The 21,315-nt window shown below is 62.7% G+C and carries 20 protein-coding genes; 12 read left to right on the forward strand and 8 right to left on the reverse strand.

Annotated features, from left to right (window positions below):
• Positions 1 to 33 precede the first annotated feature (33 nt).
• The 5 genes from ccoS to ttcA all read left to right on the forward strand — a co-directional run bounded on the left by ccoS (position 34) and on the right by ttcA (position 3,794).
• Positions 34 to 240, forward strand: coding sequence for a cbb3-type cytochrome oxidase assembly protein CcoS (gene ccoS / locus ACVDHI_RS17550; RefSeq protein WP_447212337.1), 207 nt, complete (start codon positions 34 to 36; stop codon positions 238 to 240).
• On the forward strand, positions 224 to 910 hold the full coding sequence (locus ACVDHI_RS17555) for a sulfite exporter TauE/SafE family protein (RefSeq protein ID WP_045524886.1): 687 nt from the start codon (positions 224 to 226) through the stop codon (positions 908 to 910). Before ccoS ends, ACVDHI_RS17555 begins: the two co-directional genes overlap by 17 nt.
• A 68-nt stretch (positions 911 to 978) precedes the next feature.
• Positions 979 to 1,734 (forward strand): FNR family transcription factor, encoded by a 756-nt coding sequence (locus tag ACVDHI_RS17560; protein ID WP_039040781.1) that lies wholly within the window; start codon positions 979 to 981, stop codon positions 1,732 to 1,734.
• Between the two features lie 136 nt (positions 1,735 to 1,870).
• Positions 1,871 to 2,818 carry a universal stress protein UspE gene (uspE, locus tag ACVDHI_RS17565; protein ID WP_039040780.1) on the forward strand — a complete coding sequence of 316 codons (948 nt, stop codon included), beginning with the start codon at positions 1,871 to 1,873 and terminating at the stop codon, positions 2,816 to 2,818.
• Positions 2,819 to 2,885: 67 nt separating this feature from the next.
• Positions 2,886 to 3,794: a tRNA 2-thiocytidine(32) synthetase TtcA gene (ttcA, locus tag ACVDHI_RS17570; protein ID WP_447212338.1), complete on the forward strand. Its 909-nt coding sequence runs from the start codon at positions 2,886 to 2,888 to the stop codon at positions 3,792 to 3,794.
• Positions 3,795 to 3,865: 71 nt separating this feature from the next.
• On the opposite strand, the gene ACVDHI_RS17575 is transcribed toward ttcA, so the two are convergent.
• Positions 3,866 to 4,528 (reverse strand): DUF2987 domain-containing protein, encoded by a 663-nt coding sequence (locus tag ACVDHI_RS17575; RefSeq protein WP_324061560.1) that lies wholly within the window; start codon positions 4,526 to 4,528, stop codon positions 3,866 to 3,868.
• Positions 4,529 to 4,589: 61 nt separating this feature from the next.
• Positions 4,590 to 5,345 carry a hypothetical protein gene (locus ACVDHI_RS17580; protein WP_447212339.1) on the reverse strand — a complete coding sequence of 252 codons (756 nt, stop codon included), beginning with the start codon at positions 5,343 to 5,345 and terminating at the stop codon, positions 4,590 to 4,592.
• 257 nt (positions 5,346 to 5,602) lie between these two features.
• Here ACVDHI_RS17580 and ACVDHI_RS17585 point away from each other — a divergent pair, with 257 nt between their 5' ends.
• From ACVDHI_RS17585 to ACVDHI_RS17615, 7 genes are all read left to right on the forward strand, one after another.
• On the forward strand, positions 5,603 to 6,220 hold the full coding sequence (locus ACVDHI_RS17585) for a glutathione S-transferase family protein (RefSeq protein ID WP_039040777.1): 618 nt from the start codon (positions 5,603 to 5,605) through the stop codon (positions 6,218 to 6,220).
• 245 nt (positions 6,221 to 6,465) lie between these two features.
• The gene (gene rbsD, locus ACVDHI_RS17590; protein ID WP_048207718.1) at positions 6,466 to 6,885 is read left to right on the forward strand and encodes a D-ribose pyranase; all 420 of its coding nucleotides are present in this window, start codon (positions 6,466 to 6,468) and stop codon (positions 6,883 to 6,885) included.
• A 21-nt stretch (positions 6,886 to 6,906) separates the two neighbouring features.
• The gene (rbsA, locus tag ACVDHI_RS17595; protein WP_447212340.1) at positions 6,907 to 8,436 is read left to right on the forward strand and encodes a ribose ABC transporter ATP-binding protein RbsA; all 1,530 of its coding nucleotides are present in this window, start codon (positions 6,907 to 6,909) and stop codon (positions 8,434 to 8,436) included.
• Positions 8,433 to 9,401, forward strand: coding sequence for a ribose ABC transporter permease (gene rbsC / locus ACVDHI_RS17600; protein ID WP_042863889.1), 969 nt, complete (start codon positions 8,433 to 8,435; stop codon positions 9,399 to 9,401). Before rbsA ends, rbsC begins: the two co-directional genes overlap by 4 nt.
• Positions 9,402 to 9,431: 30 nt before the next feature.
• Positions 9,432 to 10,307 (forward strand): ribose ABC transporter substrate-binding protein RbsB, encoded by an 876-nt coding sequence (rbsB, locus tag ACVDHI_RS17605; RefSeq protein WP_010674790.1) that lies wholly within the window; start codon positions 9,432 to 9,434, stop codon positions 10,305 to 10,307.
• 98 nt (positions 10,308 to 10,405) lie between these two features.
• Positions 10,406 to 11,338, forward strand: coding sequence for a ribokinase (gene rbsK, locus ACVDHI_RS17610; RefSeq protein WP_263308945.1), 933 nt, complete (start codon positions 10,406 to 10,408; stop codon positions 11,336 to 11,338).
• On the forward strand, positions 11,338 to 12,363 hold the full coding sequence (locus ACVDHI_RS17615; RefSeq protein WP_201921040.1) for a substrate-binding domain-containing protein: 1,026 nt from the start codon (positions 11,338 to 11,340) through the stop codon (positions 12,361 to 12,363). The genes rbsK and ACVDHI_RS17615 overlap by 1 nt, the downstream gene beginning before the upstream one ends.
• Positions 12,364 to 12,451: 88 nt before the next feature.
• On the opposite strand, the gene ACVDHI_RS17620 is transcribed toward ACVDHI_RS17615, so the two are convergent.
• From ACVDHI_RS17620 to ACVDHI_RS17645, 6 genes are all read right to left on the reverse strand, one after another.
• Positions 12,452 to 14,101 (reverse strand): GGDEF domain-containing protein, encoded by a 1,650-nt coding sequence (locus ACVDHI_RS17620; protein ID WP_447212341.1) that lies wholly within the window; start codon positions 14,099 to 14,101, stop codon positions 12,452 to 12,454.
• The gene (locus ACVDHI_RS17625; protein ID WP_042017169.1) at positions 14,098 to 14,577 is read right to left on the reverse strand and encodes a hypothetical protein; all 480 of its coding nucleotides are present in this window, start codon (positions 14,575 to 14,577) and stop codon (positions 14,098 to 14,100) included. Before ACVDHI_RS17625 ends, ACVDHI_RS17620 begins: the two co-directional genes overlap by 4 nt.
• Positions 14,578 to 14,662: 85 nt before the next feature.
• On the reverse strand, positions 14,663 to 15,436 hold the full coding sequence (gene cobB, locus ACVDHI_RS17630) for a Sir2 family NAD+-dependent deacetylase (RefSeq protein WP_041215132.1): 774 nt from the start codon (positions 15,434 to 15,436) through the stop codon (positions 14,663 to 14,665).
• 72 nt (positions 15,437 to 15,508) lie between these two features.
• Complete coding sequence (locus tag ACVDHI_RS17635) at positions 15,509 to 16,123, reverse strand: N-acetyltransferase family protein (protein WP_447212342.1); 615 nt, start codon at positions 16,121 to 16,123, stop codon at positions 15,509 to 15,511.
• Positions 16,124 to 17,374, reverse strand: coding sequence for a response regulator (locus ACVDHI_RS17640; RefSeq protein ID WP_257726063.1), 1,251 nt, complete (start codon positions 17,372 to 17,374; stop codon positions 16,124 to 16,126).
• 1 nt (position 17,375) lies between these two features.
• The gene (locus tag ACVDHI_RS17645) at positions 17,376 to 21,299 is read right to left on the reverse strand and encodes an ATP-binding protein (RefSeq protein WP_447212360.1); all 3,924 of its coding nucleotides are present in this window, start codon (positions 21,297 to 21,299) and stop codon (positions 17,376 to 17,378) included.
• Positions 21,300 to 21,315: the final 16 nt, after the last annotated feature.

Consider the following 21,315-nt stretch of genomic DNA (forward strand, 5'->3'; position numbering starts at 1 on the left):
TTATCATCCCCCTTTCACCACAGGGTCTGCGCCATGAACATCATCTTCGTCCTCATCCCCATCGCCATCCTGTTCGTTGTCATTGCAGGAGGCGTCTTCTTCTGGGCCATCCGCTCCGAGCAGTTCGAGGATCTCGACAGGCAGGGCTCCAACATCCTGTTTGACGAGGAGCAGCGCCCCTTGCCCCCCCCTGAACAACACCCCGAAGAGGAAAACAGTCCCCATGACCAGCAGCCTTGACCTCATGGGCGCCCTGCTGGTCGGGCTTGCCGGTGCCGGCCACTGCATCGGCATGTGCGGCGGCGTGTCTGCAGCGCTCTCCATGGCCATACCTGCCGAGAAGCAGCATTTTTGGGGCAGGCTCGGTTATCTGCTCAACTACAACCTGGGGCGCATCCTGAGCTATGTGCTGGCGGGGGCTCTGGTGGGCGGCTTGCTCGCCACCACCACGGAGATAGGCGCCGGCAAACACGCCCTGGCAGGGCTTCGCCTCATCGCCGCCCTGCTCATGATAGCGCTCGGCCTCTACTTGGCTGGCTGGTGGCATGGCGTCTTGCTGCTCGAGCGCATCGGTGCGAAGTTCTGGCCTCTCATCAAGCCGCTGGCAGGCAGGTTTCTCCCGTTTACATCAGCCTGGCAGGCCCTCCCCTTTGGCATGGTCTGGGGCTGGCTCCCTTGCGGCCTCGTCTACTCCATGCTGACCTGGAGCGCTGCCGCAGGCTCCGCAAGTGGCGGGGCACTCATCATGCTCTTTTTCGGCCTCGGCACCCTGCCGACCCTGTTTGCGCTGGGGGGGCTGGCAGACCGATTGCGCTACTGGCTCACCCTGCGCAGCCTGCGCCTTGGGGGCGCCTTGCTGCTTATTGCCTACGGGATCCACACCCTCTGGATCGGAATGGCGTCCTTTTGAAACCCTATCCAAAATGGATGAGATGGTGGTAAACTTGTTTGATATAAATCAATTATTCATTTGAGCCTATGATCCCGGACAAGAAACCTGGCAGACGTATTCAGAGCGGTGGCTGTGCAATTCATTGCCAGGATTGCAGCATCAGCCAGCTCTGCATCCCCTTCACCCTGAACGACAACGAGCTTGATCAGCTGGACAGCATCATCGAGCGCAAAAAGCCGATCCAGAAGGGTGAAGAGTTGTTCAAGGCCGGCGACGAGCTCAAATCGCTCTATGCCATCCGTTCCGGGACCATCAAGTCATACACCATCACCGAACAGGGTGACGAGCAGATAACCGCCTTCCACCTGGCCGGTGATCTGGTCGGTTTTGACGCCATCCACAAGCAGTCTCACCCCTCCTTCGCCCAGGCGCTGGAAACCGCCATGGTGTGCGAGATCCCGTTCGATGTGCTCGACGACCTCTCAGGCAAGATGCCCAAACTGCGCCAGCAGATCATGCGCCTGATGAGCAACGAGATCATGGGCGACCAGGAGATGATCCTGCTGCTCTCCAAAAAGAACGCCGAAGAGCGCCTCGCTGCCTTCCTGCACAATCTCTCGGTTCGTTTCTCCGAACGCGGCTTCTCCGCCAAGGAGTTCCGCCTCTCCATGACCCGTGGGGACATCGGCAACTACCTCGGTCTCACCGTCGAGACCATCAGCCGCCTGCTGGGTCGTTTCCAGAAATCCGGTCTCATCAGCGTCAAAGGCAAATACATTACGGTACTGGACAACGTTGCCTTGGGCGTCATGGCCGGAGCCACTCGTCCTCCCTGCGGTTAATGCCCGTTTATTCCCTTTTTTGCCGGATCGGATCACCCTGAAATTTGATCCGGCACACCTTCCCGTCTCCCCCCTTGGACTAAGCTGTAATAGCTAAAGAGTTGCCATCATTGGCCTTTTTGCCAAGGAGGAGAACATGGTCAAGTACCGAAACATTCTGGTGGTGATCAATCCCGAGGAGGAGCGCCAGATCGCGCTCGAGCGCGCGGTCAAGGTCGCCGAGCTGGATGAGGGCGCCCAGCTGACCCTGCTCCTGACGATTTACGACTTCTCTTACGAGATGACCGCCATGCTCTCGGCAGACGAGCGGGAAGAGATGCGCCATGGTGTCATCGCCCAGCGTCGGGAGTGGCTCGACGAGATCCTCACTCCCTATCGGGCCAGAGGACTGGAATGCGAAGTGAAAGTGCTCTGGCACAACCGTCCCTTCGAGTGCGTCATTCAGGAAGTGCTGGAACAGCGTCACGATCTGGTCGTCAAGGCTACTCACAAGCACTCCTTCCTGCAAACCTTCATCTTCACCCCCACCGACTGGCACCTGCTGCGCAAATGCCCCTGTCCGGTTCTGCTGGTAAAAGAAGGGCACTGGCAACGGGGGGGCAACCTGATTGCCGCCATCAACTGCTCGAGCGATGACAAGGAGCAGAAGGTGCTCAACGAGCGGATCACCCGCGAGGGGATCGCCATCGCCGAGCTGCTTGGTGCCAGTCTCTATCTGGTCAACACCTACCCGGGCACCCCGGTCAATGTCGCCATCGAACTGCCAGAGTTCGATCCCAACGCCTACAACGATGCCATTCGCAAACACCATGAAGATCTGTTGCGGGAGCATGCCGATCAGTTCGGCATCAACCACATGTGGACCAAGGTGGCGGAAGGCTTGCCGGAGGAGGTGCTGCCGGACATGGCGGACGATCTGAATGCCACCCTGATGATCATGGGGTGCGTCGGTCGTACCGGCCTCTCTGCCGCCCTGCTCGGCAACACCGCCGAGCACGTGGTGGACAGGCTCAACTGCGACATTCTCATCCTCAAACCCGACGATTACAGCTGCCCTGTGGATGACAGGCGTCATCCTGCATAAGCGTTTCTTGCCCTCCCCCGGGACATGGCTATAATAAGCCGCTTATTTTTGTCCCGGGTTTGAGGCCATGCGAGAAGAGCTTAACGCCAAAGAGAAATACAGTTTCAACAAGCTGCAGAAACGCCTGCGGCGCAACGTGGGCCAGGCCATCGCCGACTTCAACATGATTGAAGAGGGTGACAAGATCATGGTCTGCCTGTCTGGCGGCAAGGACAGCTTTGCCATGCTCGACATCCTGATGAGCCTGAAGGCCAGCGCCCCCATCCATTTCGATCTGGTGGCCGTCAACCTGGATCAGAAGCAACCCGGCTTCCCCGAGCACGTGCTGCCCGAATACCTGAGCACTCTCGGCATCGACTTCAAGATCGTGGAAGAAGATACCTACTCCATCGTCAAGGAGAAGGTACCGGAGGGCAAGACTACCTGCGCGCTCTGCTCCCGCCTGCGCCGCGGCATTCTGTATCGCACCGCCCAGGAGCTGGGCTGTACCAAGATCGCCCTTGGCCATCACCGTGACGACATCCTCGAGACCCTGTTCCTCAACATGTTCTACGGTGGCAAGCTCAAATCCATGCCCCCCAAGCTGGTGAGCGACGATGGCAAGAACGTGGTGATCCGCCCCCTGGCCTACTGCAAGGAGAAAGATCTGGTGCGCTATGCCGAGGTCAAGGCCTTCCCCATCATCCCCTGCAACCTGTGCGGCTCCCAAGAAAACCTGCAGCGCCAGGCCATCAAACAGATGATGCAGGAGTGGGATCGCCGCTTCCCGGGTCGTCTCGAAACCATGTTCACCGCCATTCAGGACGTGATCCCGAGCCACCTGCTCGATCACCAGCTGTTTGACTTCAAGAACATCAACCGTGACTCCGGCATCATCGACGGTGGCGACAAGGCATTTGATCCGCCCGAGCTGCCCAAGGCGCCGCTGCTGGACATCGACGAGATGGACATGCTGGACGTGATTGAGGTGCGCTAAGCCCCGTCACCCACAGAAAAGGAGCGCCAGGCGCTCCTTTTTTCATTCTGGCAATCTGCGGACTCGGGTCGCTACCCCTTGTGCAGCCAGGGGGTCAGGCGCAGGATCTCCCCTTGCAGTTGCAGCTTGCCCTGGGCAAACCCCTTCAGCTGCGCATTGCTGAGCAGCAGTTGCCCCTGCTGCCAGGAGACGGCCTCCTGACGGGCACCCTCCACAAGGTAGGCTGTGCCTGCGGGCGCCACCATGGAGATCCGCACCCCTTCCATCTTGGGCAGGAAATACTGGCCGACCATGCCGGCCATCTTGTCGAGCAATCGCTGCATCTGCTGCTGGCGCGAGACGAGCTCGGCCAGCGGCACCTCGGGTGTGGCGGGGGCGTCGGCCATCACCTGTACCGACAGATCGCAGGCAGCATGGGCCTCGGTGAGCCCCACCACCACGATCGCCTTGTCGAGGTTGAGATCTTCGTCATAGGGCAGACGCAGTTCGCCATCGACCGTGACCTCGGCGGGCACATCCCTGTCCGGGGTCGAGACCCGGGCCGAGGTGAGACCGCAGCGCCGACCATTTTGTTGACTGGCCAGATAAAAGCCCAGTCTGGCGTGGCCAAATTGCCCCTTGGCGAAGGTCTTCATCTGGCTGTAGAAAGTGCCGTAGTCGAGTTCAAGGGACGGCTCAGCCTGTCCCAGCATGGGTACCAGCAGAAGCGCCGCCATCCCGTATCGCTTGTTCATATGCCATCCTTTTGCATCATGCTCCGGGCGGGTCGACACCGGCTGACCCCCTGGTATCCCGTTATGCGTTGAAATGATCCGGGCCCTGCCCGTCGTTGCCACTGGCAACCTCGGTCACTTCGACTGCCACCCCACACAGATCCCGGTAGAGAATGCCCTTGCAGTTGAAGTAGAGCGGCGCCACCCAGATAAGTCCCAGCCCCATGGGGATGAGCGCCAGGAAGAAGAGTGCCAGCATGACCCCGTGCAGCAGCACTATGCTGGGCCAGCCCCGGGCAAAGAGCTTGAGGGAGACCAGAATGGCCTGAGCCGGGGAAAGACCGCGCTCCAGCACCAGAGGTACGGTAAACACCATCCCCATGCCCACCAGGGCGGAAGGGATGAAGGCCAGCATCACCGGCACGCCCAGCAGCTCGAACAGGGGGCCAAACAGGCTGGTGATGAGGCTGCCGAGCAGACTCAGGCTGCCCAGGCGCAGGAAGTGGCGGAAGAAGTCGAATACCTGGCTCGGCCGGGCGCGCACCCCCACCGACTGCTGCAACCCCAGCATGTCGAGGGAGGAGGTCATGGGTGACATGATCACCGTGACCAGCAGGCTCAGGATCAGGGTCATATCCATATCCCCTCCTTCACGGGCGACATAGGGCGTCAGCAAGGTATTGCTCAGCAGGATCCAGATTGCCATGACCCCGGCGATGGCCAGCGCCAATCCGAAACCGGTGCGACGAGTCTGTTGCCACCCCTCTTTCAACACCCCTTGCAGGTCCAGACGATATCCCTGGCTGAGGGACTGTTCGAGGGTTCCACCGATCCGCATTCTATTACTCAATTGACTGTCCAACATTCACTGACGACTGATCCAAGGTGGCACATTATAGCGGTTTGAACCGGCATGCGTAGCCGTTTTTCCTGTTATCTTCCGTTCAGAAAGCCATTGATACCAAAGGCCTTGCAGCCCTTCTTGATGAGGTTCCCCTCACCCTTGGCCCCTCTGTCCAACGGGGGTAGGATGATGGCGCGCGCTGGCGAACGAGATGTCCACTGGCTCTTCTCTCTCACACAAGGAAAATTGTCATGTCCGAACTGACGCTCTATCTTGCCCCCGGTACCTGTGCCATGGCGGTGCGCATCGCTCTGGTGGAGGCCGGTGCCCCTCACCTTGTCAAGCGCCTGGATCTGGCCGCTGGTGAACAGCGCAGCCCCGACTACCTCGCCATCAATCCCAAGGGGCGAGTCCCGGCACTGGTGACGGAGCATGGCGTGCTGACCGAAACACCGGCTCTGCTGCTCTACGTGGCCCAGCGTTTTCCTAACGCCGGGCTGGCCCCATTGGATGACCCCTTCCTCCTGGCCAGGATGCAGGAGGTACACAGTTTCCTCGTCTCCACCGTCCATGTCGCCCATGCCCATGGACGCCGTCCCGGCCGCTGGGCCGACGATGAACAGGCCATGGCTGCCATGCAGGCCAAGATGCCCCAGAACATGCGCGATGGCTTTGACCAGATTGAGCGCCACTATCTGGCCGGCCCCTGGGTACTGGGGGAGCGCTTCAGCCTGGCCGACATCTACCTCTTCGTGATTGCAGGCTGGCTCGAGAGCGACGGGGTTGCCATCAGCGAGTTTCCCAAGGTGGCGGATCACTATCAGCGCATGCTGGCCCGCCCCGCAGTGCAGGCGGCGCTCGCCCTCTGAACTCCTCGCGCCGGGTACGCCTTTTTGTACGGGCAACATCCGGCGACGCCTCTCAGACGGGTGCTCTTCTGGCACCCGTTTCTTCTGAAATTGCCCTGTCACTGAGATCGTTTTCACATTTTCGTCATCACTGCCTAGACCCGTTAACGGTTAACACCTATCTTTCGCCCTAATGACGCAACCGGTTGCGTAACCGATTGCCCAACTCAATATCCATATGCGGTCCCAGGCCGCCGAGGTGCTGTATGAAACGAGGCAAGCTGCTCAATGCTCCCTTAAGCGCGCTGGTCGCGCAGATGGGCCACACCGACGAGATCACCGTCTGCGACGCTGGCCTGCCCATTCCGGCAGGCCCCGAGCGCATCGATCTGGCGCTGATGGCGGGGACGCCGAGCCTTGAAACCGTGCTGACCGCCTTGCTCACCGACCTGGTGGTGGAGAAGGTGATCATGGCAAGCGAGATCAAGGCGATCAGCCCCGCCACCCATCAGGCGCTGGTGGATCAGCTGGAGGCGCACGCCGCGGCTCAAGGCAAGCCCATCACCATCGAGTACTGCCTGCACGAAGCGTTCAAGGCTCGCTCCCGCCAGAGCAAGGCGATCGTGCGCAGCGGCGAGGTGACTCCCTACGCCAACCTGATCCTCTGCGCCGGTGTGGCGTTTTAAGCCTCTTCAAGGAAGCTGCAAATGAGCACAACCTCCCCCCTCTCACCCATTCTGGAGCTGACCGGGATCGTCAAAACCTTCCCCGGGGTACGCGCCCTCGACGAAGCGGGTCTTCGGGTCTATCCGGGCCAGGTGATGGCCCTGCTCGGCGAAAATGGCGCTGGCAAGTCGACCCTGATGAAGGTGCTGACCGGCATCTACCAGGCCGATGCGGGCAGCATCAGCTATCGCGGCCAGCCGGTTCACTTCAAGGGCCCCCGCGACTCCCAGGATCAGGGGATCAGCATCATCCACCAGGAGCTGAACCTGCTGCCGGAATTGTCGATTGCCGCCAACATCTTCCTCGGCCGCGAACCGCGCACCCGTTTTGGCAGCATCGACCACAAGCAGCTGCGCGAACGGGCCAGCACCCTGCTGGCGCGACTTGGCGTCAAGCATGGGCCGGATACCCGACTCGGGGATCTCTCCATCGGCGAACAGCAGATGGTGGAGATCGCCAAGGCGCTGTCGTTCGATGCCTGCGTCATCATCATGGACGAACCCACCGATGCGCTGACCGATACCGAGACCGAGCAGCTGTTCAAGGTTATCCGCGAGCTGCGTGAGCAGGGGTGCGGCATCGTCTACATCTCCCACCGCCTGAAAGAGATCTTCGAGATCTGCGATCGGGTCACCGTGCTGCGGGATGGCAAGTGGATCGGCGAGAAGGCGGTGAGCGATCTCGATGAAGACAGGATCATCGAGATGATGGTGGGTCGCCGACTGGAAGAGCAGTACCCGCGCCTGGTGCGCGAGCTTGGCCCGGTCAGCCTGCAGGTGAAAGATCTGGCCGGCCCCGGCGTGCGCGGGGTGAGCTTCTCCCTGCGTCAGGGTGAAATTCTGGGCTTCAGCGGCCTGATGGGGTCCGGGCGTACCGAGCTGATGAAGCTCATCTACGGTGCCAGCCCCATCAGCGCCGGTGACATTACTGTGGATGGCCACGCACTGGTCCCCAAGAGCCCGGCCGATGGCCTGGCCGCCGGCATCGCCTATATCTCCGAGGATCGCAAGGGCGACGGCCTGGTGCTGGAGCTGTCGGTGCGCGAAAACATGAGCCTGTGCGCCCTCGGCGAGTTCATTCGTGGCGGCAAGATTGACGGTCAGGCCGAGCGCCAGGCGGTAGGGGACTATGTGCGTCTGTTCAACATCAAGACCCCGAGTCAGGATCAGCTGATCAAGCTCCTCTCCGGCGGCAACCAGCAGAAGGTGGCCATCGCCAAGGGGCTGCTGACCCGGCCCAAGGTGCTGATCCTGGATGAGCCGACCCGCGGCGTCGATGTCGGCGCCAAGAAGGAGATCTATCAGCTCATCAACCAGTTCAAGAAGGAGGGGATGAGCATCATCCTGGTCTCCTCCGAGATGCCGGAAGTGCTCGGCATGAGTGATCGCATCCTGGTGATGCACGAAGGGCGCATCAGCGCAGAATTCAACACCCGCGATGCCAATCAGGAGAAGCTGATGGCAGCGGCAGTCGGTAAACAGTGGCAAGCAGAGCAAGAGGCAGCACAATGACAACCCAAACCCTTTCCCGCCGCGGCGTCATGAGCAAGGCCTGGTGGATCGAGAACAAGTCCCTGGTCGCGCTGCTGGTGCTGATCGGCGTGGTCTCCTTCCTAAGCCCCAACTTCTTCACCGCCGACAACCTGCTCAACATCCTGCGCCAGACATCGGTCAACGCCATCATGGCGGTCGGCATGACGCTGGTCATCCTCACCGCCGGCATCGATCTGTCGGTCGGCTCGGTACTGGCCCTGTGCGGCGCCCTGGCCGCCACCATGGTGGCCATGGAGCTGCCCATCGGCCTGGTGATCCCCCTCACCCTGGGGGCCGGCGCCCTGCTTGGCAGCGTCAGCGGCCTTATCATTGCCAAGGGCAAGGTACAGGCCTTCATCGCCACCCTGGTCACCATGACCGCCCTGCGCGGCGTCACCATGGTCTACACCGAGGGGCGCCCCATTTCCACCGGCTTCAGTGACGGCGCCGATCACTTCGCCTGGCTCGGGACCGGCTACCTGCTGGGTCTGCCGGTGCCCATCTGGCTGATGGCCATCGTCTTCCTGCTGGCCTGGTATCTGCTCAACCACACTCGCCTGGGCCGCTACATCTATGCCCTCGGCGGCAACGAATCGGCCACCCGCCTCTCCGGTATCAATGTGGATCGGGTCAAGCTCGCGGTGTATGGTCTGTGCGGCATGCTGTCGGCACTGGCCGGGCTCATCGTCACATCCCGCCTCTCCTCCGCCCAGCCCACTGCCGGCATGGGGTACGAGCTGGATGCCATCGCCGCCGTGGTGCTGGGGGGCACCAGCCTGATGGGGGGCAAGGGCCGCATCATGGGAACCCTGATCGGTGCCCTCATCATCGGCTTCCTCAACAATGCCCTCAACCTGCTCGACGTCAGCTCCTATTACCAGATGATCGCCAAGGCCAGCGTGATTTTGCTTGCCGTGATGATCGATAACAAAAGCAACCGTTAACAAGCCACGCCACACACAAGGAATGAAATGATGAAAAAGCTCAATACCCTGCTCGCTGCCGCCATCATGTCCGTGCTGGGCACCGCCCAGGCCGCGGATCACACCCTGGCGATGGTGGTCTCCACCCTCAACAACCCCTTCTTCGTCACCATGAAGGAGGGCGCCGAAGCCAAGGCCAAGGAGCTTGGCTACGAGCTGGTGGTGCTGGACTCCCAGAACGACCCGGCCAAGGAGCTCTCCAACGTGGAAGATCTCACCGTGCGCAAGGTCAATGCCATCCTGATCAACCCGACCGACTCCGAAGCGGTGGGCAACGCCATTCGCCTGGCCAACAAGGCGAACATCCCGGTGCTGACCCTGGACCGCGGCGCAGCCCAGGGTGACGTCAAGGCCCACATCGCCTCCGACAACGTGGCCGGTGGCAAGCTGGCTGGCGACTTCATCGCCGAGAAGCTGGGCAGCGGTGCCAAAGTGATCCAGCTCGAAGGGATCGCAGGTACCTCCGCCGCCCGTGATCGCGGCGAAGGCTTCGCCCTGGCGGTCACCGCCAACAAGCTGCAGGTGCTGGCCTCCCAGCCCGCCGACTTTGACCGCACCAAGGGTCTGAACGTCATGGAGAACCTGCTGGCCGCCCATCCGACCGTGCAGGCAGTGTTCGCCCAGAACGACGAAATGGCGCTGGGTGCCATCCGCGCCGTGCAGGCCGCCGGCAAAGAGGTGATGATCGTGGGCTTTGACGGCACCGACGATGGCAAAGCCGCCGTGGCCAAGGGTAAACTGGCCGCCACCGTGGCCCAGCAGCCCGCCCTCATCGGCGCCATCGGCGTGGAAACCGCCGACAAGGTGCTCAAGGGTCAACCGGTAGAAAAATCCATCCCGGTACCGCTGCAAATCGTCAACAAGTAAGTTGACGGGGGGAGGCTCGCCTCCCCTCTCTTTTTCCGCCAGTGCCGCCTGGTCTGGGCCCACCCAGACCAGGATGTACTCAACCAAGGGTGATAGGAATGAATCGTCTCGTAGTCCTCGGCAGCGTGAATGCGGATCATGTGCTGCGCGTTCCCCACTTTCCCCGCCCCGGTGAAACTCTGACCGGCCACAGCTATCAGGTGGTGCCCGGCGGCAAGGGCGCCAACCAGGCGGTGGCCGCCGCCCGCCTCGGTGCCCCAGTCTCCTTCATCGCCCGCATCGGTGATGATGCCATCGGCCACCAGATGAAAACCGGGTTTGCCAACGACGGCATCGATGTCAGCGCCGTCGAACTCGACCCCAGGCTCCCCACCGGCATCGCCATCATCTATGTGAGCGACGAGGGGGAGAACAGCATCGGCATCTCCGCCGAAGCCAATGGCGCCCTCACCCCGACCGTGGTGCAAGGTCACGAGGCGATGATCGCCGCCGCCCACACCCTGCTGCTGCAACTGGAAGTGCCGCTCGAGAGCGTGCAGGAAGCGGCCCGTCTGGCCCGTGCCCACGGCACCCGGGTGGTGCTCAACCCCGCCCCCGCGCGCCCGCTCTCAAGGGATCTGCTGGCGCTGGTGGATCTCATCACCCCCAACCAGACCGAGGCCGAGCTGCTGACCGGCGTCAAGGTCACCGACGAAGCGAGCGCCCGGGAGGCTGCCGCCCGCTTCCACCAGATGGGCATCGGTGAGGTGATGATCACCCTGGGGTCCCAAGGGGTCTATTGCAGCAAGGGGCAGCAACAGGCGCTCATGCCGGGTTTTCGGGTCAAGGCGGTGGATACCACGGCGGCCGGGGATACCTTCAACGGCGCCTTCCTGGCGGCCGAGCTCGCCGGCGCCGACTTTGACGCGGCCGTGCGTTTTGCCCACGGGGCGGCGGCACTCTCCGTCACCCGGTTTGGTGCCCAGAGCTCCATCCCGAGCAAGCAGGAGGTCGATGCCTTCCTGCTTGAACAAACTGCGCAGGGGCACTGATGGCCAATATCAAGGAGGTGGCCGCGCTGGCGGGGGTGTCGACCACCACCGTCTCCCACGTCATCAACGAGACCCGCTTCGTCGCCGAAGAGACCCGGGAGCGGGTCTTCGCGGCCATGCGCGATCTCAACTATGCCCCGAGCCTGGTGGCCCGCAGCCTCAAGGTAAAGGAGACCAACAGCATCGGCATGCTGGTCACCACCTCCAGCAACCCCTTCTTCGCCGAGGTGGTGCGCGGGGTGGAGCGCTACTGCTTCGAGCAGGGTTACAACCTGATGCTGGGCAACACCGAAGGACAGGCCGAGACGGCGCTCTCCTACCTCAAGATGATGCTCAGGAAACGGGTCGACGGCCTGCTCATCATGTGCAGCGAAGGGCAGCAGGAGGTGTTCAACCAGCTCGACTGGCTCAAGAGCCTGCCGGTCGTGGTGATGGACTGGGGCATGGAGAACGGCGAGGTGGATCTCATCGCCGACAACTCCCATCGTGGCGGCTACCTGGCAACCCGCCATCTGCTGGGCCTGGGTCACACTGCCATCGGTTGCATCACGGGCCCCCACAGCCGCGCCCCGGCCAACCAGCGCCAGGCGGGTTTCGAGCAGGCGATGCAGGAGGCCGGGCTCACCGTCAATCCGGGCTGGATCCAGGAGGGAGACTTTGACTGCGCCAGCGGCGCCGCCGCCATGACCCGCCTGCTGGCACTGCCAGAGCGTCCCACCGCGCTGTTTGTCTGCAACGACATGATGGCCATGGGGGTCATCAGTGCCGCCCATCAGGCGGGGCTGGTGATCCCCCGCGATCTCTCCATCGTCGGCTATGACAACGTGGCGCTGGCCCAGTTCATGTCCCCCCCGCTCACCACGGTCAATCAACCGAAAGAGGAGCTGGGCCGCCTCGCTGTCACCCGACTGCTGGCGCGCATCAACGGCGAGCCCATCGCAAACCGCATGATCACCGTGGATCCTGACCTGGTGATCAGACACTCCTGCGCTCCCTTTTTCTCACCGAACAGCAAACCAGTTTAAGTGCCAGCAAGCAGCAGAAGGGCGGCCATGAGCCGCCCTTCTGTGTATTGTCTCCTTGGCATCGGCCCCGGACTGCACAAGCCACCACTCAACTCAGCTTGAGATCATCCTCTTGCTGCGCCTCTCCCCGGGGAGCCAGGCGCAGCAGCCCCAGCGCCGTTGCCAACGGCTGGAGCAGCGCCTCGTACCCGGAGGGGGCTGGCAGCCAGTAGCGAATTGGCCAGCCCGCTTGCAGCAGTTCGGGGGCGCTGCTGCCAAGCTCGCTCAGCGCCAGCATGCAGCCACACTCGCGCATCTTCTCAAGCAGGGTGGCATCCGGTATCAGCGCAGGCAATGCCAGGATCAGCCACCCCTGTGGCAAGGGGGGCAGGCTCGCCAGCAGAGGGGCCAGCTGGGCAGGCTGATGAAGCCTTACCAGCAAGGTGCCACTGCATGGCTCTTCTGTCAGCCATCGCGCCATCACGGGCCCAAGGACACCACGCTCCTGCATCCAGCCCACATCACAGGGCTGCTGGCTCACCCGCCAGCGCAGGCTGACCACCGTCACCGGCACGCCCTGCTCGTCTCTCATCGGCTCGCAGAGGGTCTCCAGGGGTGAAGGGGCGGCCCCCGCCAGCCATTCCCGCAGTTGGTGCAGCTGCCGCTGGGCCATGTGGAGGTCAGCCTTCATCGCACTCTGATACCACACCAGGGTGGTCCCCTCACGCTTGGCCTCGTTCAATGCCAATATGGCCTGCTCCAATAGCTCATCGGCATCCTCGCCACCCTCGCACCTGGCCACTCCGAAGCGACACGCCAGATCAAAGCTGCTTTCCCGGGTCACGAACTCAAACTGCAACAGGCTCACCATGGCGGCCATGCGGGAATCGAGATCTCCCTCTTCGTCGTCCAGCACCACGGCGAACTCATCGCCCCCCAGCCGGTACGCACGGCCGGGGCATGCCTGACGCAACCGGGCCGCAACGGCCTGCAACAGGCGATCACCAACCTGGTATCCGAGCAGATCATTGACCTGCTTGAACCGCTTCAGATCCAGCACCGCCAGCGCCTGGACCCGATCTTGCAGCAGGGATTGCCTGAGCTGCCCCTGCAAGGCCCGGCGGTTGCCAAGCCGGGTCATGGGATCGAGCAGGGAGAGGCGACGATTCTGCAGATTGGTTCGAATGAGGGCAAAGACCAGCACACAGCCCATCACCAGCAGGATCAACTGCCAGATCTGGATCCAGAACAGGCTCTGCCGCAACTGGTTGAGGGAGGCTTCCCGCTCCTGGCCGGAAAGGATCTGATCCCCAATCTGCTCCACCTGATGGATCAAACCGGTCAGCCGGACGAGGGCAAGATCGAGGGCTTTCCCCCTCTTCAGCTCCCCGGACTGCATCTGGGGATCCAGCCCCTTGAGTTCGTCAAAGAGCCGTTCAAGCACCTCCCCCAACCCATGCCTCGCTCGCGCATCGGCGGTCTCGGTACTAATCAGGAACACATCCAGCCGGTTCCACAGCAGGTCGTAATCCAGGCTCAGGGCCGCCATGTCGAGCGCCCCGGCACGGTAGAGGCGCACATCATAGAGAAATCGCTGGGACTCCTGCATTACCTGGCTGATGTTCCAGTGGGTGTTGCGGTAGAACATGTCAACGAGCTGCTCGTGCCGACTCTGCAGCAGCAGCCCCCAGAGGGACGAGAAGAGAAACAGCAGGGAAATGGCTGCAAGCAGCAGGTTATCTCGCTGGCGTCGCGTCACGGGACAACCTCGATGCGGATCACCTGCCAGACCATGTTGTTGTGGATGGCGGACACATCCATGTCGGGATGGGCCGAGAGGGGGACCAGCAGCCAGAGCGGCCCTTTATTGCGACGGGTGAGCGGTTTGTCATCCTGGTAACGCACCAGGGTCAGCGGCACCTTGGCAAACAGGGAGAGATCGACCCGCTGCTGGTAGCCATTGAGTGCGGCGACATCAATGGCGCTGGCACTATCCACCTGCTGCGCCGCCAGCACGCTCTTCAGGGTCGGGCCACGATAGCGGTGAGTGCCGAGGGTCCAGGGCGTCGCCGTCTCGAACTCCACTTGTGGCAAGGCGGCCAACGCCGCCTCATCCAGGGTGATTTCCCGCTTATCCGGCAGGATCAGTTGCAATAGCGAAGAGGAGGAAGCCTGGGTACCGAACGAGAAAAGCACCAGCAGGAGAGAGGCCATCCCGCGCATTGGAAAGTTCATGACATGTTGTGCCAGCTGCATCTTGAAGTTAGGTGTCAGTGTGGCGATTTCAGTGGGTCAATGCAACTGTGTGAAAAATCAATAATTATGGGCCCCGCATCTCCATCCAGTTATGTCCCTCGACGGTGAGAGGCTGATGCACACCGCAACTTTGCAGGAGTTCATCCACAAAAGCGGGCACCAGCAAGGAAGCCGGACCATAACGTTTTTCATCGAACTGGCTGCCCACTTCGCTCGGCTCCAGATTGAGCTCCACCGTATGGGCACCGTTCAGGCCGGCCTCATGGACGAATCCGGCGGCAGGGTAGACCGCCCCGGAGGTCCCGATGGAGATGAAGAGATCGCACTGGGCCAGGGCCGAGTAGATGCGGTCAAGCCCGAGGGGCATCTCCCCGAACCAGACCACATGGGGGCGCAGCGGGTGGGGAAACTGGCAGCAGGAACACAGCTCTTCCTGATGGAGATCCCCGCGCCACTCGATCACCTGACCCGAGCCCGGGCAGCGGGCCTTGAGCAACTCGCCGTGCATGTGGATGAGGTTCTTGCTGCCGGCACTCTCGTGCAGGTTGTCGATGTTCTGGGTGACCAGGGTGACGCGCCCCGGCAGCAGGCGCTCCAGCCGGGCCAATGCATAGTGGGCCGGATTGGGGTGGATCTCGGCGCGCTGCAACTGATGGCGCCGCGCATTGTAGAAACGTTGTACCAGTTCGGGATCCCGCGCATAGCCTTCAGGGGTGGCCACGTCCTCCACCCTGTGCTCTTCCCACAGGCCATCACAGGCCCGGAAGGTCTTGATACCGGATTCGGCCGAGATGCCGGCACCGGTGAGGATCACGATATGTTTGGCTGACTGCACCATGGTTGTTCTCCTCCAACGGGTAACAGGCTGACCTTAGCACAGGAGCAAGAAGCGGCCCATTCGCCCTTGGTCTTAGGCCGATGGAAGCACAAAGCTCGCCATGGGCGCGAGATCCAGCCTGGCAAAGACCATCTCCCGTCCTGTCACCAGGGTAAGCGGCAACCCGAGCCCCTTGAGCAGAGCCAGCATGGGGCGATTCTGGCCGAGCACTTCCGCCGTCCACTCCCGGATCCCCTCCCCGTATGCCAGCCGCGCAAGCGCCAGCAGGATGCGACGCCCGGCGCCGCGATGCTGAAAATGATCCGCGACGATGCAGGAGAACTCGGCCCTGTCCGGGTGCAGGCGCCGGCGCACGGACTGGGCCATGGCAAGCGGCGCCCCCAGCTCGTCGGTCAGCAGCAATCCTATCTGGGGTTCTCTGGGGTAGTCGAGAAAGAAGGCGAGCTGCTCGGCCGTCGCAGGCTGCTTGGCCCGCATGAAGCGCAAATAGACGCTCTGCTCGCTCAGGGCGTCATAGGCCGCGCTTATTCGCTCCGGGTCGCTGCCCGCCAGCTCCTGCAAGCGGCAAGTGAGCCCCCCCACCACCATCGTCATCGGCAGGGCGGCCCGTGAGGCGGGAGCCGTCCAACCCGACATTCCCTGCCACAAGCGCGGCTCATCGAGCGGCCAGCAAAGATAGCGAGCCATTCACCAGCGCCCTGCCACGCCGCGATCCTGCCACTGGGCGGCATCCTGCAGGTTGAAGGGGTCGTCGAGGTAGAGCGCGATGCCAAGCTCCCGGGAGCGCTGGATGAAGCGGGCCAGCAAGGAGTCGGCCGCCATCGCCTCCAGCTCGGGCAGCAGGTGTTGCCCGAGTAGCAGGGATTGCAACGGCAGACGCTCGATGAGATCAAACGGCAGGTGCTGGGCATGATCGAGCAGCAGCGCGAGTCTGGCCCCCGCGAGGCTCGCCTGCAGTACCAGGGCGAAACGGTCCGCCTGGCTCAGCAGGTGATCCCGTCGGTGGATGACCAGGGTCAGCTCGCCTGCTTCTCGTCCATGCTGCTCGAGCCAGAGCTTGAGCGGTTCCCAGTGAGGGGAAAGGCCGCTCAGGCTCAGCCAGATCGGCAGCGTGCAGGAGGCCGCATCTGCCAGCAGCCCAAGCTGTCCTCTCGCCTCTCCCTGCCAGCTACGCACGGTGCGCTTGAGCCCGCCCAGCCTGCGCTGACGCTGGGGGCCAAGATAGAGCATCTTGAGCAGACGCAGCAGATCGTCGCTTTGCAGCGGCTTGGCCAGGGCGGCCAGCACGTTGAAACCCGCATCGTGCAGGAGACGCCGGGCGCCGTCTATCAGGGTCTGATCATGAGCGGAGAGCAGGATGATGGGCAGACCGCTGTGGCGATACTGGGGATGGCTCATCAGCAGACTGATGGCATCCTGCTCCGCCAGGCTGAGATCACAGATAAGCAATCTCACGCCCCCCTCTTCCAGCGCCTTGAGGCACCCTTCTCCATCCTGAACCCAGTGGCAGGGCAACCCCAGTCCCTGGATCTCCTGCTGAATGCAGGCTCCCTGGAAGGGGTGATCTTCGAGCAGCAGGATCTGGCACTGGGCGAGCCAGGCACGCCACCCCTGTTCCCGTGCCTGCAACCCCTCGAGCCAGGGGTCGCTGAGGCGATAGATCCCCGCCCCGGGAGCCAGCAGATGAGGCAGATAGTCGGCCCCCTGATGAGAGGCAGGATCAAACAGGGCGATGGCCCCGGCGGCAAACAGCCCTTCCCATTGCCAACCGGCATCGGGTCGGGTGCGGTGCAGATTGGCATAGGCCGGCAGGCCCGCCCCCTTGACCGCCTGATGGGAGACGGCGTCCAGGGCATAGACGCTGACCGGGTAAAACGTTGGCTCCTGGCTGTCATCAGACTCCAGCAAGGCCATCAACTCTTCATCTGTGATGATCATGTCATGCTCTCTCGCCCAGTTGTCGGCAGACCTCTTCCACGCACTGCCTCAAGGCGGCTGCAAGGGGATGTCCGGGGGCCTCCTGCCAACGGTCGATCACCTCTACCAAGGGGGTAGCCCCCACCATTTTGGCGGCCCCCTTCATCTTGTGTAAAGCCGTATTGAGGGCCTTCTCGTCCCCTTGTGTGACACACCGCTCAATGTCGGCCAGATCCTGGTGAACCGATGCCAGATAGATGTCTACGAGGGCCGGGCTGAGGGACACGGGCAGGGAAAGGGCTGCCGTTGGCTGCGGTGCCTTCCCCCCGTCATGGGGGCCAAAGACGGTACGAAGCAGTACGGCCAGATCCCTGAGCAAGACGGGTTTGTCCAGATGGCCCTGACAGCCGCATTCCGCCAGTCGCTGCGCCGCCTGCTCGCTGAGATCGGCGGTGATGACGTAGACGGGTAGATGCTGCCAGCGTTCATCGGCGTGCAATTGCCTGCAGAGCTCGGCGCCGTCCATCACCGGCATCTGCAGGTCCGTCAACACCAGATCCACCGACTCCGATTGCAGGATGTCCAGTGCCAGACGGCCATTGGCCGCGCTCAATACCCGGGCACCCAGCTGCCCCAGCTGCATGCTGATCAGCATTCTGTTCACTTCGTGATCTTCCACCAGCAACACCCGCCTGCCTGCCCCCGGCAGATCCGTGATCTCCTCGGCGCCACGGACGAGTCTGGGTTGCAGCAGGCTGACCACGGAGCCCGGGATCCAGGGTTCCCCCTGCCAGTACCAGGCGCGCAAGCCCCCATCGTCCTGCATGGCCCCAAGGCAAGGTGCAGCCGGGTCCTCGGCCACGCCAAACGCTGCGAGCCAGGCCCGCATATATTCGAGCTCCCCGGGCAACAGTTGCAGGGAGACCGTCTTGACGCGCGGTTGCCAGGGCGCCTTCTCCTGCGCATGTCTGAGGGGCAAGGAACAGAGGAAACGGCTGCCCCCGCGAGCCAGAGGTTCGACCCGGATCTCGCCCCCCATCTGTTCCATCAGCTGGCGGCAGATGGCCAGCCCAAGCCCGGTCCCCTGGGCTCTGGGCTGGCCAGGCTCCTCCCCTTGCTCGAAGGGCTGGAACAACCGGGGCAACAGCTCGGCACTGATCCCGGGCCCCTCGTCATCCACCCCGCACAAAATCCACTCCCCTTGCCGCCGGGCCCAGAGTACCACCTCTCCCCGCTCGCTGAACTTGATGGCGTTGGAGAGCAGGTTGTGCAGCACCTGTTGCACCCGGTGGGGATCGAGTTCCATCAAGGCGGGCAGCGCCGGGTCGAGCGCCAGGCGCAGCTGCAGATGGCGGGATCGCGCCTTGGACCAGTGCACCGCCGCCACATGCTCGCACAGCTCCACCAGATCCGTGGGCTGCACGGAGAGGCGCAACTGGCGCGTCTCGTTGCGGCTGAAATCGAGCACGTCGTTGAGCAATCCGAGCAGTTCATTGCCCGCCTGTCTGACATGGGCCAGAACCGAGGCCTGCTCTGCATTGAGTTCGGTCTGCTCGAGCCACTCCAGCAGGCCGAGCATGGCGTTCATGGGGGTGCGGATCTCGTGGCTCACGGCGGCCAGGAAGCGCCCCTTGGCAAGCACGGCCTGCTGAGCCTGCTCGTGGGAAAGTTGCAGGGAGTGCTCCTGCTCCACCCTGGCCGTCACATCCTGCACCACCCCGTAGATCCGCCACCCCTCCCCCTGACGGCGCCCCCTGCCGGAAAATTGCAGCCAGCGGGTTCCCTTGGCGGGGTGCTGATAGCGCAGCAGATGGGAGAAAGGTCGCCCGGCTTGCAGCATGGCTAGCATGGGGGCTCGCATCTCGCGCCTGTCCTGATGGGAGATGCGGGTCAGGGTCTCGTTGGGATTGACCCGGATCTGCTGGCTCGCCAGCCCCAACAGCTCGTGACTGCCCCGGCTCACAAACTCCACCCGGGTGATGGCTCCCCCCAGCAGGGTGAATTGCAGCACCACACCGGGCACCGTATTGGTGAGGGCGCGCAGGCGCCGCTCTGCCTGACGCAGCAGGCGGGTACGCTCGCGCAGAGCGCTGATGTCGGAGAGGGCGATAAGATCCCCTGCCGGTGCCTGGGGCCCCAGTCGCAAAGGGATCTGGGCATAGGAGTAGACCTGCTCGTGCAGCGCCAGCTCCCCTTCGGCGCCCTGCAACTGGGGGGCGGGCAGTACCAGATCGGCGGCGTAGCGCGCCTCCATGCGCTTGGCCCGCTTGTTGCGCTTGATCACCTCCCCTTTGTCATTGCGCAAGAACACGGGAACGGGGAGCGCCTGGAAGAGAGACTCCCTGAACTTGCTTTCCAGCGCCAGCGCCTGCTCTACCTTGTGACGCTCGCGGGCCTCCTGGGCCAGTTGCTGGCGGGATCGCCAGACTGACCAGATCACCGCCATGCTGATCAGCAGTGCCAGCAACACGGAGCCAAGCCAGAAACCGTAGCTGACCCCTTCCTGCTGGTTGACCACCAGGCGGCGCCAACGTTGCACCAGCTCGTCTACCTGCCGATCATTGAGGGTCATCAGGCTCTGATCCAGCACCCCTGCCAGGCTGGTCTGTTCCGGCCGGATGGCAAAACCGAGGCCGAAACGCTCCGGCAATTCGGTGATGGTCAGCTCGCTCAACTGGTTGTTTCGAATGGGATATTGGAGCTGATACAACTCCGCTAGCATGGCCTGGGCATCCCCATGCCGCACCGCCGCCAATCCCTGCAGCAGGTTGTCGGTGACCTCCCACTCATGCTGGCCGAACCGGGCAAGCAGGCCGGGATCATAGAGCATTCTCGGGACCACCACCTTGCCACTCACGTCCGAGAGGGAGGCTGGCCCCCTCTTGCTGCGACTGACCAGGGCATAGCGGCTGGTCGCCACCATCCTGGTGAAGTCGAACTCCTTGTTCAGGGCGGCGGACTCCATCAGTCCGACCATCATGGCGGCATCGCCACTGCGCAGCAATGCCAACGCCTCCTCCCGGCTGGCGGCGGGCACAAGCTCGAAGCGCAGTCCCGTCTGCCGACTCACTTCCCTCAAAACGTCCGCACTCCAGCCAATGAGCTCTCCCTGCTGGTTGACGCCGCTGTATGGCATGAAACCGGGATCCGCCACCATCTTGATGGTGTGGGCCTTGCCGACCAGCCAGGCCTGCTCCTTGTCGGTAAAATGCAGGGGATTCACATCCTGCTCACCCTGAGGCAGATACTTGCCCAGATCCCGGTAGAGACTGCCCGGCGGCAAATAGCGGATGGCCGTATCCACCAGCTCCAGCAACTCGGGCTGGTTGCGCATCATCAGCCGGTAGCTGATGACCAGATCGTCGCTGCGAAGACGGCGAAGACGCAGCCCTTCATCCGGGTACTCCCGCATCAGGTAGCGCAGTTGCAGATAATCACCGAGATAGGCGCTGCCCTTGCCGGCCACCAGGGCACCATACCAGTTTTCGGCATCGGTCAGCAGTTGCTGGGATGAACCAGGATAGAGACGCTTCAGGGTCTCCTGGGCCTGCCAGATGGGTGACACCAGAAACTGCGCCTGATCGAGCTCACCCCGATAGAGGATGGCGGACTCCGCTTCCATCATGGCGCGGCTCAGGACGGTATCGATCGAGTTCGACCGGGCAGGCCCGACGTGAGGAATGAGATCGCAGCGCCCGTTCAGCAGATCCTGCGTCATGACTGCCCAGCTCGGCCGCTTCTCGAAGCGCACCGGTACCGGCAACAGCTCTGCCAACCGCGTCATGCGATCGATAAGCAAGCCTCCCTCCGCCTCCAGATAGGGAGGACGTTGCAGGGCCGGGTAACAGAAGGTCAGTCCGGTGAGCGAATCGGCATAAGCCTGGGCACCCGGTGACAGCGGGAGTATGGCGGCACGCAGTGGCAAGGCCAGCAGCGCGCCGGACAACAGAAGGATTTTTATC

The organism is Aeromonas sp. 25-248, assembly GCF_053005425.1.

What these genes read in the sequence shown, in the direction of transcription:
- rbsC (WP_042863889.1), top strand. Translation starts at nt 8,433, where the DNA reads ATGACAACCCAAACCCTTTCCCGCCGCGGCGTCATGAGCAAGGCCTGG.
- ACVDHI_RS17555 (WP_045524886.1), top strand. Translation starts at nt 224, where the DNA reads ATGACCAGCAGCCTTGACCTCATGGGCGCCCTGCTGGTCGGGCTTGCC.
- ACVDHI_RS17615 (WP_201921040.1), top strand. Translation starts at nt 11,338, where the DNA reads ATGGCCAATATCAAGGAGGTGGCCGCGCTGGCGGGGGTGTCGACCACC.
- rbsA (WP_447212340.1), top strand. Translation starts at nt 6,907, where the DNA reads ATGAGCACAACCTCCCCCCTCTCACCCATTCTGGAGCTGACCGGGATC.
- ttcA (WP_447212338.1), top strand. Translation starts at nt 2,886, where the DNA reads ATGCGAGAAGAGCTTAACGCCAAAGAGAAATACAGTTTCAACAAGCTG.
- rbsB (WP_010674790.1), top strand. Translation starts at nt 9,432, where the DNA reads ATGAAAAAGCTCAATACCCTGCTCGCTGCCGCCATCATGTCCGTGCTG.
- ccoS (WP_447212337.1), top strand. Translation starts at nt 34, where the DNA reads ATGAACATCATCTTCGTCCTCATCCCCATCGCCATCCTGTTCGTTGTC.
- rbsK (WP_263308945.1), top strand. Translation starts at nt 10,406, where the DNA reads ATGAATCGTCTCGTAGTCCTCGGCAGCGTGAATGCGGATCATGTGCTG.
- ACVDHI_RS17575 (WP_324061560.1), bottom strand. Translation starts at nt 4,528, where the DNA reads ATGAACAAGCGATACGGGATGGCGGCGCTTCTGCTGGTACCCATGCTG.
- uspE (WP_039040780.1), top strand. Translation starts at nt 1,871, where the DNA reads ATGGTCAAGTACCGAAACATTCTGGTGGTGATCAATCCCGAGGAGGAG.
- ACVDHI_RS17640 (WP_257726063.1), bottom strand. Translation starts at nt 17,374, where the DNA reads ATGATCATCACAGATGAAGAGTTGATGGCCTTGCTGGAGTCTGATGAC.
- ACVDHI_RS17635 (WP_447212342.1), bottom strand. Translation starts at nt 16,123, where the DNA reads ATGGCTCGCTATCTTTGCTGGCCGCTCGATGAGCCGCGCTTGTGGCAG.
- ACVDHI_RS17585 (WP_039040777.1), top strand. Translation starts at nt 5,603, where the DNA reads ATGTCCGAACTGACGCTCTATCTTGCCCCCGGTACCTGTGCCATGGCG.
- cobB (WP_041215132.1), bottom strand. Translation starts at nt 15,436, where the DNA reads ATGGTGCAGTCAGCCAAACATATCGTGATCCTCACCGGTGCCGGCATC.
- ACVDHI_RS17560 (WP_039040781.1), top strand. Translation starts at nt 979, where the DNA reads ATGATCCCGGACAAGAAACCTGGCAGACGTATTCAGAGCGGTGGCTGT.
- ACVDHI_RS17580 (WP_447212339.1), bottom strand. Translation starts at nt 5,345, where the DNA reads ATGCGGATCGGTGGAACCCTCGAACAGTCCCTCAGCCAGGGATATCGT.
- rbsD (WP_048207718.1), top strand. Translation starts at nt 6,466, where the DNA reads ATGAAACGAGGCAAGCTGCTCAATGCTCCCTTAAGCGCGCTGGTCGCG.
- ACVDHI_RS17625 (WP_042017169.1), bottom strand. Translation starts at nt 14,577, where the DNA reads ATGAACTTTCCAATGCGCGGGATGGCCTCTCTCCTGCTGGTGCTTTTC.